The following is a 17,197-nucleotide window of genomic DNA, read 5'->3' as shown; positions in this document are numbered from 1 at the left end:
AGGACGCAAGGATAGAATGATTAAACACTCACTCTTTGCGGTAACATTGTTGCTGCCATTGTTGTTTTTTGTCGTCTGTCGGGCCGAACCGTGGACAGGACGTTTTACTGTCGAATTTGAAGGGAAAACAGGCTATCCAAACCAAAGCTTATCTACAAAGCCTGATCAGCAAAGATTGCCAGACAACCCATCAGACATTGCCGATACAAACGACTATGCAGAATCAGATTCGCTGCCTGATGACAAACCATCAGGAACTGGCGGTTACCGGGCAAAAACGACCATTCTTAAGTCGTTTTCGTGGCAATGGCTCCACGCCACCCCCCTCCTGCTGGGTTACGAACCAATCCTGACTACCGGAGACGTCTCTCTGCGCGCCACCTCATATTCATGGTTCCCTCTGGAAATGTTTGTTGCTCTCGGTCGGTTTTCAGAAAGCTACTGGAATCCTGATTCAACGTCGTTTAGCCCAATCGAACAAAAAGAACCGAATCAGGATCACCCGTTTGCCACCCTCATCGTAACGTTTAGTTCTGGACAAGACCAACAATCAGGCCAGCCATCAGAATCATCGGGGCAGCAACTCCCGGGTGCCATCAGCCACCACACAGGCAATTTCATCAGCCTCTTGCATTTTGACTCTGACGACGGTAGCGAGAGCCCTCAACAACTCCTTCATACTTTGGGTTTAAATTGTTTCGTCCATCCCTGTCATGGCTTTTGTCAATTACGGCTAATATCCGATAACAGAGGGCCCGCTGAATGGCCGCAGAATTACACAGAAAGCCTGTGGCCCCATTTGTCTGATGGAGAATACTTCAATAGCGAAGGTCATTTTTATCCTGTAAACACGATACAACCAATGAGTGCGGGAGCCCACTATTCAGCGCCCCCTGCCGAGCCTCTCAACCTGCATCATTTTTCCAAAGAAGGCGGGCTTTTCTTTTCGCTTCCCCATTCAGAAATACAACAACAAACCTATAAACCATCCCAATCGGGTCAGAGTCAAGCTCATCTTTTCCGGGAAGGTTCAATAGCAGCCCTGTCCGATCACAAAAGCGAATACCACACTAAACAACACATTTGTGACATGACAGTAGTAGGGGAAGATGGCCGGCAGCGACCATGCGCTGAGGTCTGCAAGAATGCTGATGCCCTGAGGGGTCACAAAAGAAAAAAACACAGCGGGCAACAAACCTGCGACGTGGCAGAAATTGGGGAGGATGGTCAGCCACGGCCATGCGGGAAAGTTTACAAGAATGCCGGAGTACTTTCAGCTCACAAGAGCATATACCACAGCGGGCCGAAAACCTGTCAAGTAAAAGTGATTGGGGAGGATGGCCGGCAGCGGCCATGCGGGATGATCTGCATCAATGCTAAAACCTTGTTGGAACACAAGAGAAGAAACCACATGGTGCAACAAACCTGTGACCTGACCGTAATCGATGAGGATGGCCAGCTGCGGCGATGCGGTATGGTCTGGAAGAATGGTCAATCCCTGCGATATCACATAAGAAAAGACCACACCGGGCAACAAACCTGTGACACGACAATGATCGGGGAGGATGGCCAGCAGCAGCTATGCGGTATGGTTTGCAAGAATGCTCAAGCTCTGATCTATCACAAAAGAAAACTCCACACTGGGCAACGGACCTGTGACGTGGTGACCGTGCCCGGAGAGGATGGCCAACGGCAGACATGTGGGATGATTTGCAGCAGCGCCAAAGCCCTTTCGGATCACAAAAGAAAAAATCACAGCGGACAACGAACCTGTAACGTGACTGTGGTCGGGGAGAATGGTCTGCATCAATCGTGCGGGAAGGTCTGCAAGAATGTCAATGCCCTGACAGGCCACATAAGAAAAGTCCACAGGGGGCAACAAAGCTGCTTCGCAATAATGGTCGGGGAAGATGGTCAGCAGCGCTCATGCGGGAGGGTCTTCAAAAATCCTCAGGCCCTCTCAGATCACAAAAGAAGATACCACACCGGACAACAAAACTGTGACGCGAGGGTGGTCGGAGAGGATGGCCAGCAGCGACCATGCGGCAAGGTGTGCAAGAATGCCAAGGCCCTGACGGAACATAAAATAAGACATCGAAAGCGCAAGCCCGTTGAATCGCAGCAGGAGGATGGCCTTGGTCCTCAAAAAAGTAAAGCGTACAAGTAAGGATCTGATCTCTGTAGGGGACAATTTCGTAACGAATCCTGATATAAAAGGGAGAGCGGGTACTCGCCAGCAGGTATAACTGCGAGCTTATTAACGCCACTCCGGACGAAGAAGCGCTTGAGACGTTTACGCCTGGAGTTGATCTCGGTACCATGCCCCATAGTTCGGGCAATACGGGATGCTTGCAGAATACTTGGTATTGGCCACCTATTTACCCTTTCATATCACGCTTTGTCTCTAAATTGTCCCCTACAGAGGGATCTTATTTAACCCTCTACCCGTCATTAGGATTAGCGATTTTGCGAGAATAGCCCAGAACGTCCAAAAGACAAAAACACACTGATTGTCCTATTCTATCCTTCCTCTCTGTAAGCCAGCACAGGGATAGAATTACTAAACACTCACTCTTTACAGCACCACTGTTGCTGTTATTGTCACTGTTTGTCGTCACTCAAACTCGATTGTTGGTGACATTGGGTTCCGGGCAAGACCAACAGAAAGGCCAGCCATCAGAACCATCCGGCCGGAGAGCCTCAGAGGTAATCACCCAATCCACAGGCTCTCTCAATGACCTCGTGTGTTCTGGCTTTGGCAGCGGTAGTGGAGACCCTCCACAACACTCACATACTCTGGGCTTAAATTGTTTCGCCAATCCCTGTCATGGTATTTGTCAATTCCGACCATCATCGAATAGCAGATGGCCCGATGAATGGCCGCTGAATTCCGCAGAAAGCTCATGCCCTCATTTGGCTGATGGGCACTGCTTTAGTTGCATTGGTCATTTTGAGCCTCTAAACATTACACAGGCCGACTATACAACTGCCCCTTACGGGCCACTCAATCTGGATAGTTTTCACGGAGAATCCGTTATTTCCCGTACGCTTACCCACTCGGAAAAACAGCAGACAACCACTGCATCATCCCTACGGATCAAGAGCCAGATTTATCTTTCCCGGAAAGGCACAATAAAGGCCCTGTTGGACCACAGAAGCGAATAACACACTACTTTTCTTGTTCTATCCTTCCTCTCTGTAGACCGGAAGGCAAGGATAGAAAGATTAAACACTCACTCTCTGCGGCAATGCTGTCGTTGCTGTTATCTGTCGTCTGTCAGGCTGAACCATGGACAGAGCGTTTTATTGTCAAGTTTGAAGAGAATGCAGTTTTTTCCAACCAGAGCTTTTCTATAAAGTGCGATCGGCATACACTTCCAGACATCACTGAAACAAATGGCTATGTTGTTTCAGAGTCGCTGCTTCATGACAATCAAGATTATGGGGTAAAAACAACCATCATTGAATCGACTTTCTGGCAATGGCTTTACATCACTCATCTGCTGACGGGTTACGAACTGACCCTGAACACCAAAATTGTCCCTCTGTGCTCCAATTCTTATTCATGGTTACCTTTAGCAGTGGTTGTCGCTGTCGTTTGGCTTTTAAAAAACTATTGGAATCTTGATTCACTGTCGCTTAAATCGATGGAACAAAAAGAGATAACCCCTATGCTGACACAGGTGGACCTCTCGTTTGCTATGATCACAATGATAACGGGTTCTGGACGAGACCAACATCAGGGCCAGCCATCAGAATCATCCGGTTGGGAAGCCTCAGGAGCAACCATCCAACTCAAAGGCTCTTCCTTCCGCCCTCTTGGTATGACTGACTATGGTGGCGGCAACGGAGAGCCTCAACAACAATCACATACATTGGATTTAAATTGTTTCGTCCATCCCTGTCATGGCTTTTGTCAATTACGACTATCATCCGATAACAGAGGATCTGTTGAATGGTCGCTAAATTCTTCAGAAAGCTCATGCCCCCATTTGTCTGATGGGCACTGCTTTAGTTGCATAGGTCATTTTGATTCTTTAAACATTACACAAGTCGTCTATAAAAATACCCATTACGAACCACTCAATCTACATAGCTTTCCAGGAGAATCTGGTACATCCTCTATGCTTACCCATTCAGAAACACAGCAAACACCCACTGCATCATCCCAATTGGGTCAAAGCCAAGCTCATCCCGTCCGGAAAGGCACAACACAAGCCCTGTCTGATCGCAAAAGCGAATACCACACTGAGCAATCAACCTGCGGCGTGAAAATAGTTGGGGATGATGGCCGACAGCATCCGTGTGGGATAGTCTGCAAGAATGCTGCTGCCCTAAGGGATCACAAAAAAATAAAGCACACCGGACAAAAAACCTGTGACGCTATAGTGGTCGGGAAGAACGGTCAGCAACAGTCGTGCGGTAAAACCAGTAAGAACGCCAAAGCCATGTCAGTTCACAAAAGCGCATATCATACCGGGCAAAAAACCTGTGACGTAACAGTGATCGGGGAAGATGGCCAGCAGTACCCATGTGGGACTGTCTGCAAGAATACAAATGCTCTTTCGAATCACAAAAAAAGAAAACATACCGGGCAAAAAACCTGTGACATGCCCATGATCGGGAAGAATGGTGAGCAGCAGTCATGCGGCAAAATCTGCAAAAATGTCAAAGCCCTTTCGGTTCACAAAAGCTTATATCACACCGGGCAAAAAATCTGTGACATAACAATGATCGCGGGGGATGGTCGGCAGCGGCCATGTGGTGCAGTCTGCAAGAATACTAATGCCCTGTTCAATCACAAAAAAAGAGACCACAGCGGACAACAAACCTGTGACATGAACGTGGTCGACAAGGATGGTCAGCCGCGGCCATGCGGGATGCTCTGCAGGAATATACAAGTCCTGTCGAATCACAAAAGAAGCGCCCACGGCAAGCGACAAATCTGCTACCTGACAGTCGTCGGGAAGGATGGCCAGCAACGGCCATGTGGGAAGATCAGCAAGAACCTTAAAGCCCTGTCAGATCACAAAAGAGTGCATCGAAAACGCAAACCTGTTGATCTGGACTAAAGCGGTGAGCTCAGTCGTTGGTCTGACACGCGCCCTTTCATGGGGTTTTGCCTTGTGCAAACTTTGGTATTTAACAGAAGGTCTGTGGCCGAAAATACATTTATTTTCTTGCTCTACCCTTCCTCTTGGTAGACCAGAATGCAAGGTTAGTAAGATTAAACACTCACTCTCTACGGCAATGCTGTTGCTGATATTGACGTTGTCTGTCATCACTCAGGCTCAACCGTTGACAAGACCTTTTGTTACCACGCTTGAAGAGTTACCAGACATTGCCGGCGCAAACGACTATCAAGAGTCAGATTCACTCTTTAACGACAAACCACATAGATCTGCGACGATTATTGAGTCGATTTCATGGCGATGGCTTTACGTCACTCATCTGCTGGTGCCTTGCGAACTAATCTCTGCCACCAGAGACACCCCTCCACGCTCCAGCTCATATTCATGGCTACCTGTAGAGGTGGTTATCGCCGTCTGCTGGCTTTTAAAAAGCCATTGGAACCCTGATTTACTGTCGTTTAATCCGATTGAACAAAAAGAGACAACACCCATGCGCTTACAGGGGGGTCACTCGTTTGCCACCATCACTATGATGGTAGGTTCTGGACAAGAACAACAAGACCAGCCATCAGAATCATTAGGCCAGAGAACTTCAAGAACAATCACCCACCCTGCAGGCTCGTTAACTGCCCCCCTTTATTCCAGCTTTGGCCGCGGTAACGGAAACCCTCGACAACACTCACATACTTTGGGTTTAAATTGTTTTGTCCATCCCTGTCGTGGCGTTTGTCAATTACGATCATCATCCTGTATCAGCGAGCCTGATGAATGGTCTCTAAATTCCGTAGAGAGCTCATGCTCTCATTTGGCTAATGGATACTGCTTTAGTTGCATAAGTCCTTTTAATCCTTTAAAAATCAAACAGGCTGCCTATGCAACTGCCGCCGGGGAGCCATTTAATCTGAATAATTTTCTCGAAGAATCCGGAATTTCCTCTAAGGTTGCATGTTCAGAAACATACCAAACAAGCACTGCATCATCCCAATTAGGTAAGAGTCCAATTGATCTTTCCCTGAAAGGCACAATACAAGTCGTGTCGGACCACAAAAGAGAGTACCACACGGAGCAACCAACCTGCGATGTGACAATAGTTGGAGCAGATGGTTGGCAGCGACCCTGCAGAAAGGTCTGCAGGAATGTTCAAGCCTTGTCAACTCACAAAAGCGCATACCACACCGGGCCAAAAACCTGTGACGTATTAGTGATTGGATGGAATGGCCAGCAGCGGCCATGCGGGAGATTGTGTAAGAGTGCTAAAGCCCTGTCGTCTCACAAAACAAAATACCACACCGCGCAACGAATCTGTGACGTCCCCATGTTCATTGAGGATGGTCGGCAACGGCGATGCGGGAAGATCTGCAAGAATTCTCAAGCCCTGTCGCACCATAAAAGAAGTGTCCACAGCGGGCAACGAACCTGTGAAATAACCGTTGTTGGACAGAATTGCCAACAGCGGCGATGCGGAACGGTCTGCAAGAGTGCGAAAGCCCTTTCGGATCACAAAGGAAAAAACCACAGCGGGCAACGAACCTGTGACTTTAAGATAGTCGGGGAGGATGGTCGGTATCAGTCATGCGGGACAGTCTGCAGGAATGTTAATGCCCTTTCGGATCACAAAAGAACTGTCCACAGCAGCCAAAAAACCTGCTACATAACAGTGGTCGGTGAGGATGGCCAGCAGCGGCCATGTGGAAAGATCTGCAAGAATCTTAAAGCCCTGTCAGATCACAAAGGTAGACATCGAAAAAGCAAAAATGCTGATCTGGACCAGAACGATGACCTCGGCCCTTGATCTGACACCCATACTTCAATGGTTTTTTGCCTTTCGCAACTTTTGTTTTTACAACAATCTTAAAGCCCTGTCTGATCACAAATGCAAAGTTCACAGCGGGCAAAAAACCTGTGTTGTAACAGTAGTCGGAGAGGGTGGCCAGCTGCGGTCATGCGGGAAGGTTGTCATGAATGCCCAGGCCCTGTCGGATCTTTGACAGAAAACACGCTTATTCTCTTGATCTATCATTCCTCTCTATCAACCAGAACGCAGTGATAAAACGATTAAACACTCACTCTTTGCGGCACCGCTATTGCTACTACTGTGGCTGTCTGTCGTCACTCAGGCCCAACCCTTGACGGAACGTTATATTGTCAAGCTTGAGCAAAATGCGGTATTTCCAAACCAGAGCTTTTCTATAAAGAGTGACCTGCATCCATTAGCGGGCAGCCCGTCAGTCATTACTGACACAAACAGCTATGGACTATCAGGTTTTCCGCCTGATGACAAACCACACAGATCTGGCAGTTACGGGGTAAAAACGACCGTTATCAAGTCGATTTCGTGGCAATGGCTTTACACCACCCATCTGCTCTTTGATTACGAACTGATCCTCACCGCCAAAGATAACGCTTTAAGCTCTACCCTTTATTCATGGCTACCTGGAGAAGTGGTTTTCATTGTCGGTTGGCTTCTGAAAAGCTATTGGAACCCCGACTCACTGATGTTTAACTCGATGGAGCAACGAGAAGCAACATCTATGCTGACACAGTGGGATCACACGTTTGCGGCCATCATTATGGTGCCTGCTGGCTCTGGAAATAACCAACAACCATACCAGTCATCAGTATCATCCGGGCAGCACGCCGCGGATGCCAACGCTCAACCTACAGGCTTTTTCACTGGTCCATCGTATTCTGATTTTGACGACGGCAACAAGAACCCTCAGCAATACTCGCATACTTTGGATTTATATTGTTTCGTCCATCCCTGTCATGGCGTTTGCCAACTCCGACCATCACTCCATAGCACAGGGCTAGATGAATGGCCGCTGAGTTCGTTCGAAAGCTCATGCCCCCATCTTACCCGTGGACATTGTCTTGGTTGCATAGATTATTTTGATCTTGTAAACGTCAGATGCTCAACGCCTGCCCCTGAAGCTTCTCTCAACGATGGTGTGCCAACGCCGAGCTGTTGGTCTTCCATAGCGGATGATCTTGCGGCCATTAACGGGCCACGAAATACACCTGGCAATTTCAAGGAGATCGAAATTCTCGCTACGAATATCCAATCCACACCCAAAATTGGGACTTCAGAACCACAAGAAACAACCCCTGAACCATCCCAATTCGCGCAGAGCCAAACTCTTTCTCAGACAGACAGCTCAGAAGCTCCGTGTGAACACAACACCGGGCAATTAACCAATGATGCGACGGTGGTCAAGGAGGATGGTCAGCCGCGGCCAGGCAAGAAGACCTGGATGAGTGTTCAAGCCTTGTCGGCTCACAAAAGAAAAATCCACAGAAGGCAAAAAATCTGTGATAAGACCGTGATCGGGGAAGATGGCCTGCAACGACCATGTGGCAGAGTCTACAAGAATATCCAGTCTCTGTCGTCTCACAAAGGTAGAGAGCACTCCGGTCCAAAAATCTGCAACGTTTCCGTGATCGGAGAGGATCGCCAACTGCTACCATGCAGGGCTATCAGCACAAATACAAGGACGCTGTCGGATCACAAAAAAAAAGAACACGCAGGTCAACGAACCTGTGACTTGATCGAAGTCGGAGAAGACGGCCAGCTGCGGCGATGCGGGAAGATCTGCAAGAATGCCAAAGTTCTGTGGGATCACAAAAACAGAAGCCACAGCGGGCGACAGATCTGTAATGCGACCGTAATCGGGAAGGATGGGCAGCCGCGGCCATGCGGGAAAGTCACTAAGAATACTCCGTCTCTGTCAGTTCACAAAAGCAAGCACCACTCCGGACGAAAAACCTGCTACGTAAAAGTGGCCGGAGATCATGGTCTGCAGCAGATAGGCGGGGTGGTCTGCAAAAGTGCTGAGGCCCTGTCGATGCACAGAAGCAAGCATCTAAAGCGCAAACACGTTGATGTCGATCAGAACAATGACCCCAGCTCTCAAGAAGACTAACCCAGCCCTAAATAAGAGAAGGTGGAAAGAATGGGGCAAAAAACTACACCTCTGTAGGAGACAACACCCGCCTTCTACTAAATGACACTGGTCGCTTAAGTAGATCCCCGAGGCCATCCATCTGACAACAGGATGGCCCGTGATCGCAATGCTCGGGCTCATCAAAGTGTGCACAAGCGCTTCCATGGATTTTTGACGGAAGGTCTCAGACAGAAAAACACAATGATTATCTTGATCTATCCTTCCTCTCTAACCACCAGAATGCAAGGATAGAACTATTAAACAGTCACTCTTTGCAACAGCACTGTTGCTGATATTATTGTTGTCTGCCCTCTGTCAGGGCGAATCGTTTCCAGAATGTTTTATTGCAGAGTGTGGACAGAATGCTATTTACCCGAACCAGAGCTATTCTGTAAAGTTTGATCCGCATATATTGCCGGGCAACCCGTCAGTCATTGCCAACACTGACGGCTACGCAACATCTGACTCACCACCTGAAGACAAACCACGCAAATCGGACGTTCAGGGGATCAATGCGTTCCTTATTGAGCGGATTTCGCGGCAGTTGTTTTACGCGACTCATCTGCGAGTGAGTTACGAACTGATCCTGACCACTAAAGCCCTTCCTCTGAAAGCCAAACCTTATTCATCGATACCTGTAGAATGGGCTATCGCTGTCGCTTGGCTTTTAAAATGCTATTGGAACTGCGATTCACCGCTGATTAACCCGATGACACAGCAGGAGGCAACATCCATGTTGACACAGGAGAATCAAACGTTTGCCATTATCACTGTGATGTTTGACTCTGGAAATAACCAACGACCACATCAGCAACAAGACCCGCCATCAGATTCATTCGGCCAACATGTCCCGGTTGCTACAACCTGTTTCGATAGCTTCCTGTATTCCCGCTCTGGTGGCGGTAACGAAGGCCCTCAACAAAACCAACATACCCTGGATTTCAATTGTTTCGTCTCTCCCTGTCATGGCGTTTGTCAATTCCACTACTCACCGGATGGCAGAGGGCTCAATGAATGGCAGCCGATTTCCTCAGAAAGCTCATGCCGCCATTTGACGCATGGGCATTGTCTTCGTTGCATAGGTTATGTTGATCCTGTAGAAGTTACACCTCAAAGTTCACAGTTCGAAAGATTGAATCTTCCTGCTACCATTCAACCCCAATCGGCTTCTGACCTGCTATTTGAGCTACTGACCCACGGCATTGATGGCGACCCAGCCAACAGCGGCAACTCTATAGACGGGATCCTCTTAGACTGCTGGATTGCCTCAGACGGGATCGTCTCAGACGCAATAAGCTCTGAGGCAGACCATGCAACTGACGCTACCGTGCCACTCAGAGATGATATGCCAATGGCTGGGAAAAACCGTCTTGCTGCCAGAGCACCGCTCCCCGGAGGATCGCCTCCCGGAGGATCGCCTCCCGGAAAAACTACACATTACCAACAAGCTCTGTCAGATCGCAAAAGCAAACGCTGCATTCGGCAAACAATCTGTGACCTGACAGTGGTCGGGGAGGATGGCCAGCCGCGGCCATGTGGAATGGCCTGCAAGGGCTCTCAAGGTCTGACGGAACATAAAAGAAGTGTCCACAGCGAGCAAAAAATCTGTGACGTGATAGTGGTTGGGGAAGATGGCCAACCCGGGCCATGCGGTAAAATCTGCAGGAGTGCTCGAAGCTTGACGGTTCACAAAAGCAGATACCATACTGGGCAAAAAATCTGTGACGTGATAGCGGTAGGGAAAGATGGCCAGCCGCGGCTATGCGGGGCGGTCTGCAAGAATACTGGATCTCTGTCGTCTCACAAAACCGGATACCACACCGGGAAAAAAGCCTGTGACATGATAGTGATCGGGAAGAATGGCAAGCGGCAGCTATGCGGGAAGATCTCCAACAATGCTCATTGCCTCTGGGAACACAAAAGAAGGCATCGAAAACACAAGCGTGATAATGAAAACCAGAATGATAACCTCAACCCTTAATCTGACACCGACTCTTTCAAGAGGTTTTGCGTGATTCCACACTTAGCTTTTGATTGTAGGTCTATGACAGAAAAACACTCTGATTATCTTGATCTATCCTTCCTTCTAGCCACTAAAATGCAAGGATAGAATTATTAAACAGTCACTCTTTGCGGCAGCACTGTTGCTGATAATATTGTTATCTGTCGCCTATGAGGCCGAATCGTTTGCAGAACGTTTTCTTGTCGATCCTGAAAAGAATGCTGTTTTTCCAAACCGTAGCTCTTCTATAAACTCTGCCCCTCATACATCGCCAGGCAACCCGTCAGTCATCGCTGACATAAACGGCTATGAAGGATCTGACTCACCGCCTAAAGACAAACCACACAGACCTGGTGGTTATAGGCTCAAAGCAATCCTTATTGATTCGATTTCCAGGCAGTTTCTTTACGCCATTTATCTGCTGGTGGGTTACGAAAAGATTCTTAACACCAGAAGTGCCCCCCTGAACGCCACCCCTTCTTCATGGCCATCCCTGGAAATGGTTATCGCTGCCGGGTGGTTTTTAAACAGCTATTGGAACTCCGATTCACCGTCGTTTAACCCGATGAAACAGCAAAAGGCAACATTTATGTCGACACAGGAGAATCAAGCGTTTACCTCCATCACTATGATGTTTGGCTCTGGAAATAACCAACAACCTTATCAGCAACAAGATCTGCCATCAGACTCATCCGGCCAGCACGCCCCGGTTGCCACACGCTGCTTAACCAGCCTCCCTTACGCTCACTCTGGTGGCGGTAACGAAGACCCTCAACAGCAGCAACATACTTTGGGTTTCAATTGTTTCGTCTTTCCTTGTCATGGGCTTTGTCGATTCCGACACTCATCCGATGGCAGAGGGCCAGCTGAATCACAGCTGAGTTCCTTCGAAAGCTCATGCCACCATTTAGCGTACGGACACTGCTTAAGCTGCATTGGTTATGTTGATCCTGTCGATGCTACATCTCAAAACTCACATTTTGAAAGGTTGAATCCTCTTCCAGCCATCCAACCTCAGTCGATCTCTGACCTACCATTTGAGCTTCTGACTTGTGACATTGATGACAACCCATACAATAGCGGCAATTCCATAGAAGGGGTCACCTCAGACTCAATAAGAGCAGGGGCAGCCCTCAGAATTGATGCTATTGGGACACTCAATGATGATATGCCAATGCCAGAGAATAACTGTCTTGCCACCGGTGGCGCGCCTACCGAAGGAGTGCCTTCCGGAGTAAATCCTCCCGAAGTAATTACTGATTGCCAGCAACCCTCTGGGAATCACAAAAGCAACAACCACATCTTGCAAAGAACCTGTGTCTTAACCCTGGTTGGGAAAGATGGCAAAACGCAGTCATGCGCGAAGATCTTCAAGAATGCCAGATCCCTGTCGAATCACAAAAGCAGATTCCATAGGGGACAAAAAATTTGTGACATGACAGTGTTCGGGGAGGATGGTCAGTCGCGGCCATGCGGGAAATCCTGCTTGGGCACTCAAGGCCTATCTGATCACAAAAGAAGCAGTCACAGCGGACAACAAACCTGTTTTGAGACCGTGGTAGGGAAAGATGGCCAACCCCGACCATGCGGGAAAGTCTTTGAGAATGCTAAATCTCTGTCGAATCACAAAGGCAAAATCCATACCGGGCAAAAAACCTGTGACGTGATAGTGGTTGGGGAAGATGGCCAGCACCGGCCATGCGGGGTAGTCTTCAAGAATACAGGATCTCTGTCGTCTCACAAAACTGGATACCACACTGCGCAAAAAACCTGTGATATATTAGTCATCGACAAGGATGGCCAGCCGCGGCTGTGCGGAAAAGTCTGCAAAAATGTTCAATCTCTGTCGAGCCACAAAAGCGCCTACCATAGCGGGGATAAAACCTGTGACATTATAGTGGTCGAAAAGGATGGCAAGCCGCAGCCATGTGGGAAGATCTTCATTAACGCTCATAGTTTTTCGCAACACAAAAGAAGACATCGAAGGCGCAAGTTTGATGCTTTGCAGCGGGATAATAACCTCAATCCTTGATCTCACACCCGCCCTTTCATAAGGTTTTGCCCGGCGCCATCTTTCGTTTTTAGGAGAAGGTCTTGGACGGAAAAACAAACTTATTATCTTGATCTATCCTTCCTCTCTACCCACTGGAATGAAAGGATAAAATTATTAAACAGTCACTCTTTTCGGCAACACTGTTGCTGTTATGGTTGTTGTCTGTCGTCTGTGAGGCCGAATCTTATACAGAATGTTATATTGTCGAGCTTGAGCAAAATGCAGTTTTTCCAAACCAGAGCTTTTCCATAAAACCTGGCCCGTATACATTGCCGGGCAACCCGTCGGTCATTGTCGGCACAGAGAGCTATGCAGGATCTGACTCACCGCCTGACGACAAACCATATAGACCCGGTGTTTACGGGTTCAAAGCGATCCTTATTGAGTCGATTTCATGGCAGTTGCTTCACGCTACTCATCTGCTGGTAAATTACGAACCGATTATGACCACTAAAAGCCCCTCTCTGAACGCCACCCCTTATTCATGGATACCTTTAGAAGTGGTTGTCACTGTTGATTGGCTGTTAAGAAGCTATTGGAACCCCGATTCACCGCTGTTTAAGATGATGGAACAACAAGAGGCAACATCTACGTTAACACAGGGGAATCACCCGTTTGCCCCCATCACAATGATGTTTGGCTCTGGAGATAACCAACAAACCTATCAGCAACAAGAGCAGTCATCAAAATCGTCCGGCCAGCTCGCCCGGGATCACACAAGCTATCTTTCCGGCTTCTGGTATTCCCGCTTCGGTGACGGTAACGAAGGCTATCAACAACAACACCAACATACTTTGGGCTTCAATTGTTTCGTCTTTCCGTGTAATGGTGTTTGTCAATTGCGACTCTCATCCAATGACAGAGTGCCCGCTGAATGGCTGCAGAATGCCTCAGGAAGCTCATGCTGCCATTTAACGCATGGACACTATCCTCTTTACATAAGTCATGCTGATCCTGAAGAAGCTAGACCTCAGCACTCACATTTCGAAACATTGAATCCTCTTCCTGCCTATCAACCCCAATCGGTTTCTGAACAACTCATTAAGCTAATGGCTCATGGATATGGCAACCCGGCCATTAGCAGCAATGCTATAGACAGAGTCGCCCCAGACTGGGTCGTCCCAGACTCAACGAGCGCAGGAGCAGCTTACATAACTGAAGTTACCAGACTAATCAATGATGATGTGCCAGGGCCTGGGAATAATTGTCTTCCTCCCGGAGGAGCAACTCCCGGAGTGCCTACACATTGCCAAAAAACTCTCTCGGATCAGAAAAGAAAATACCACACCGGGCAAAAAACCTGTGACGTGATAGTGGTTGGGGAAGATGGCCAGCTGCGACCATGTGGAAAGGTCTCAATGCATGCCCGGGCCCTGTCGGAACACAAAAGCAAAATCCACACCGGGCAAAAAGTATGTGACGTGATGGTGGTCGGGAAAGATGGTCAGCCGCGACCATGCGGATGGCTCTGCAAGAATGCTGGTATTCTCTCAGCTCACAAAAGCGGATACCACACCGGGCAAAAAACCTGTGACGTCACAGTAATCGGTAAAGATGGCGAGCTGCGACCTTGCGGAGTGGTCTGCAAGAATGCCGGAAGCCTCTGGGTTCATAAAAGCGGATTCCACACCAATCAAAAAACCTGTGACTTCTCAGTGGTCGGTGAAGATGGTCAACAGCAGCCGTGCGGAAAAATCTGCAAGAATGCTCAGTCTCTGATGGTTCACAAAAGCGAATACCACAGCGGGCAAAAAACCTGTTGTTTAACATTAGTCGGGAAGGATGGCCAGCAGCGGCTGTGCGGAAAGGTCTGCAAACACGCTAAAGCCCTGTCGGAACACAAAAGAAGCGTCCACAGCAGTCAAGTAAACTGCAACGTGATCGTGGTTGGGAAGGATGGTCAGCAGCGACCATGCGGAAAGGTCTGCAACAATGCCAGAACCCTGTCGAATCACAAAAGCAGAATCCATGGCAAGGAAAAAATCTGTGACGTGACGATCGGAGAGGATGGCCAGCAGCAGCCGTGTGGAAGGATCTATAAAAATTCTGACAGCCTTTCGAAACACAAAAGAATACATCGTAAACGCAAGCCCGTTGTTGTCGACCAGAACGACGACTTCAATCCTTGATCTGACATCCGCACTTTCATCAGGTGATCTATTCTTCCTTTCTACAAATTAGAATGCAACTATAGGATGATTAAACACTCTTCTTTTTCTGCACCATTGTTGCTCACACTATTTTTGCCTGTCGTCTGCCAGACCAAACCGCTGACAGAACGCTTTATTGTCGAGCTTGAACAGAAGGCCGTTTTTCCAAACCAAAGTTTTTCTATAAAGCCTGGGCGTACATTGCCCGGAAACCCGTCAGTCATCACTATCGCAGATGACTATACAGAACCAAATTTGCCATCGGATAAAAAACGACACAAACCATACAGTTACGAGATAAAAACGACCATCATTGAGTCGATTTCCTGGCAGTGGCTCTACGCGACAAATCTGCTGGTTGCTTACGAAGTAATCCTGACCACCAAAAACGCCCCTCTGAGTTACAACCCTTTTTCATGGGTACCTGTAGAAGTGGTTATAGCGGTCAGCTGTCTTTTAAGAAGCTATTGGAACCCCGACTCACCGCTGTTTAATCCGATTCAACAGCAAGAATCGAGTCAGAATCAGCCGTTTGTGATCACCACTATGATGCCCGGCTCTGGAAATGACCAACAACAAGGCCAAGTATCAGAATCATCTGGCCAGCGAAGCCCACAAGTCACCGGTCAACTTATAAGCTCTTTCTCCAGCACCCTGTATTCAGTCTCTGGTGGCAATAACGAAGGTCCTCAACAACACTCACATACTCTGGGTTTAAACTGTTTTGTCCATCCCTGTCATGGCGTTTGTCAATTCCGTCCATCATCCGATAAAGACGGGTTCGTCTCAGACTCATCAGGTACCGGGATAGCCGAAACAACTCAGCCTGTCGGGCAAAAAACCTGCGACGTAGTAGAGATCGGTGAGGATGGCCTCCTGAGACAATGTGAGAAGTTCTGCAAAAATGCCCGAGCTCTGGCGGTTCACAAAAGCAAATACCACTCCGGAAAAAAAACCTGTCCCCTGATCGTGGTCGGGGAAGATGGCCAGCATCGACCATGCGGGACTGTCTGCAGGAATGCTAAAATCCTCTCGGATCACAAAGGCAGATACCACACCGGACAGCAAACCTGTGACGTGATAGTGGTCGGAGAGGACGGCCAGCGGCGACCATGCGCAAAAGTTTGCAAGAATGCCAAAGCCCTTTTGTCTCATAAACATGGCTACCACTCCGGACAAAAAATCTGTGACTTAACAGTGGTTGGCGAAGACGATCAACAGCGGCAATGCGCGATGGTCTTCAAGAACGTTCGATCTCTGAGAGCTCACAAAAACAGATACCACACCGGTCAAAAAGCCTGCGAAGTAACATCGATCGGCGAGGACGGCCAGCAACAGCCATGCGGAAAGGTCTGCAAGAATGTTCAAATCCTGTCGAGTCACAAAAGCAAATGCCACAGCGGACAAAAAACCTGTAACTTGATCACTGTCGGGGAAGATGGCCAACCACAGCCATGCGGAACGATCTGCAAAAATGCAGGTATCCTGTCGCAGCACAAAAGCAGAGTCCACTGCGAGCAAAAAATCTGTGGTCTCACAAAGGTTGGGGAGGATGGTCAACAGCGTTCATGCGGGGTGATCCTTAAGAATACTCTATCTCTGGCGTCTCACAAAAGCAGATACCACACCGGACAAAAAATCTGTGATGTGAGAGTGTTCGAAAATGATGGCCTACAGCGACTATGCGGGAAGGCTTGCAAAAATGCCGTAGCCCTGACAGAGCATAAAAGAAGACACCATAGCGAACCAAAAACCTGTGACGTAACAGTAGTCGGGGAGGATTGCCAGCTGCGGCCATGCGGGTATGTCTGCAACAATGCTCATGACCTTACAGAACACAAAAGAAAGCATCGAAAACGCAAGCCCGAAGATGTGAACCGGAACGATGATCTCAACCCTTGAGCTGACCTCTGCCCCTC

10 protein-coding genes are annotated in these 17,197 nt (G+C 48.4%); all 10 read left to right on the top strand.

Annotated elements, in window-relative coordinates:
- Positions 1-16 precede the first annotated feature (16 nt).
- Positions 17-2,167: a hypothetical protein gene (locus KDK19_RS13055; RefSeq protein ID WP_257255383.1), complete on the top strand. Its 2,151-nt coding sequence runs from the start codon at positions 17-19 to the stop codon at positions 2,165-2,167.
- Between the two features lie 422 nt (positions 2,168-2,589).
- The gene (locus KDK19_RS13050; protein ID WP_257254512.1) at positions 2,590-3,165 is read left to right on the top strand and encodes a hypothetical protein; all 576 of its coding nucleotides are present in this window, start codon (positions 2,590-2,592) and stop codon (positions 3,163-3,165) included.
- A 92-nt stretch (positions 3,166-3,257) separates the two neighbouring features.
- Positions 3,258-5,072: a hypothetical protein gene (locus tag KDK19_RS13045; protein WP_257288423.1), complete on the top strand. Its 1,815-nt coding sequence runs from the start codon at positions 3,258-3,260 to the stop codon at positions 5,070-5,072.
- A gap of 184 nt (positions 5,073-5,256) precedes the next feature.
- Complete coding sequence (locus tag KDK19_RS13040; protein WP_257281739.1) at positions 5,257-6,924, top strand: hypothetical protein; 1,668 nt, start codon at positions 5,257-5,259, stop codon at positions 6,922-6,924.
- Entirely contained in the window at positions 6,908-7,120 is a 213-nt protein-coding gene (locus KDK19_RS13035; RefSeq protein ID WP_257254509.1) for a hypothetical protein, read from the top strand. Before KDK19_RS13040 ends, KDK19_RS13035 begins: the two co-directional genes overlap by 17 nt.
- A gap of 96 nt (positions 7,121-7,216) precedes the next feature.
- The gene (locus tag KDK19_RS13030) at positions 7,217-9,052 is read left to right on the top strand and encodes a hypothetical protein (RefSeq protein ID WP_257254508.1); all 1,836 of its coding nucleotides are present in this window, start codon (positions 7,217-7,219) and stop codon (positions 9,050-9,052) included.
- Between the two features lie 307 nt (positions 9,053-9,359).
- The gene (locus KDK19_RS13025) at positions 9,360-11,054 is read left to right on the top strand and encodes a hypothetical protein (RefSeq protein WP_257254507.1); all 1,695 of its coding nucleotides are present in this window, start codon (positions 9,360-9,362) and stop codon (positions 11,052-11,054) included.
- Between the two features lie 163 nt (positions 11,055-11,217).
- On the top strand, positions 11,218-13,107 hold the full coding sequence (locus KDK19_RS13020; protein ID WP_257292131.1) for a hypothetical protein: 1,890 nt from the start codon (positions 11,218-11,220) through the stop codon (positions 13,105-13,107).
- A gap of 164 nt (positions 13,108-13,271) precedes the next feature.
- Positions 13,272-15,257 carry a hypothetical protein gene (locus tag KDK19_RS13015; RefSeq protein WP_257254505.1) on the top strand — a complete coding sequence of 662 codons (1,986 nt, stop codon included), beginning with the start codon at positions 13,272-13,274 and terminating at the stop codon, positions 15,255-15,257.
- Positions 15,258-15,323: 66 nt separating this feature from the next.
- Positions 15,324-17,180, top strand: a complete 1,857-nt coding sequence (locus tag KDK19_RS13010) for a hypothetical protein (protein ID WP_257254504.1) — start codon at positions 15,324-15,326, stop codon at positions 17,178-17,180.
- Positions 17,181-17,197 lie beyond the last annotated feature (17 nt).

The sequence above is a fragment of the Endozoicomonas sp. ONNA1 genome, assembly GCF_024606325.1.
Taxonomy (GTDB): Bacteria; Pseudomonadota; Gammaproteobacteria; order Pseudomonadales; family Endozoicomonadaceae; genus Endozoicomonas_A.
This window is presented reverse-complemented; position numbering and strand designations above follow the sequence as displayed.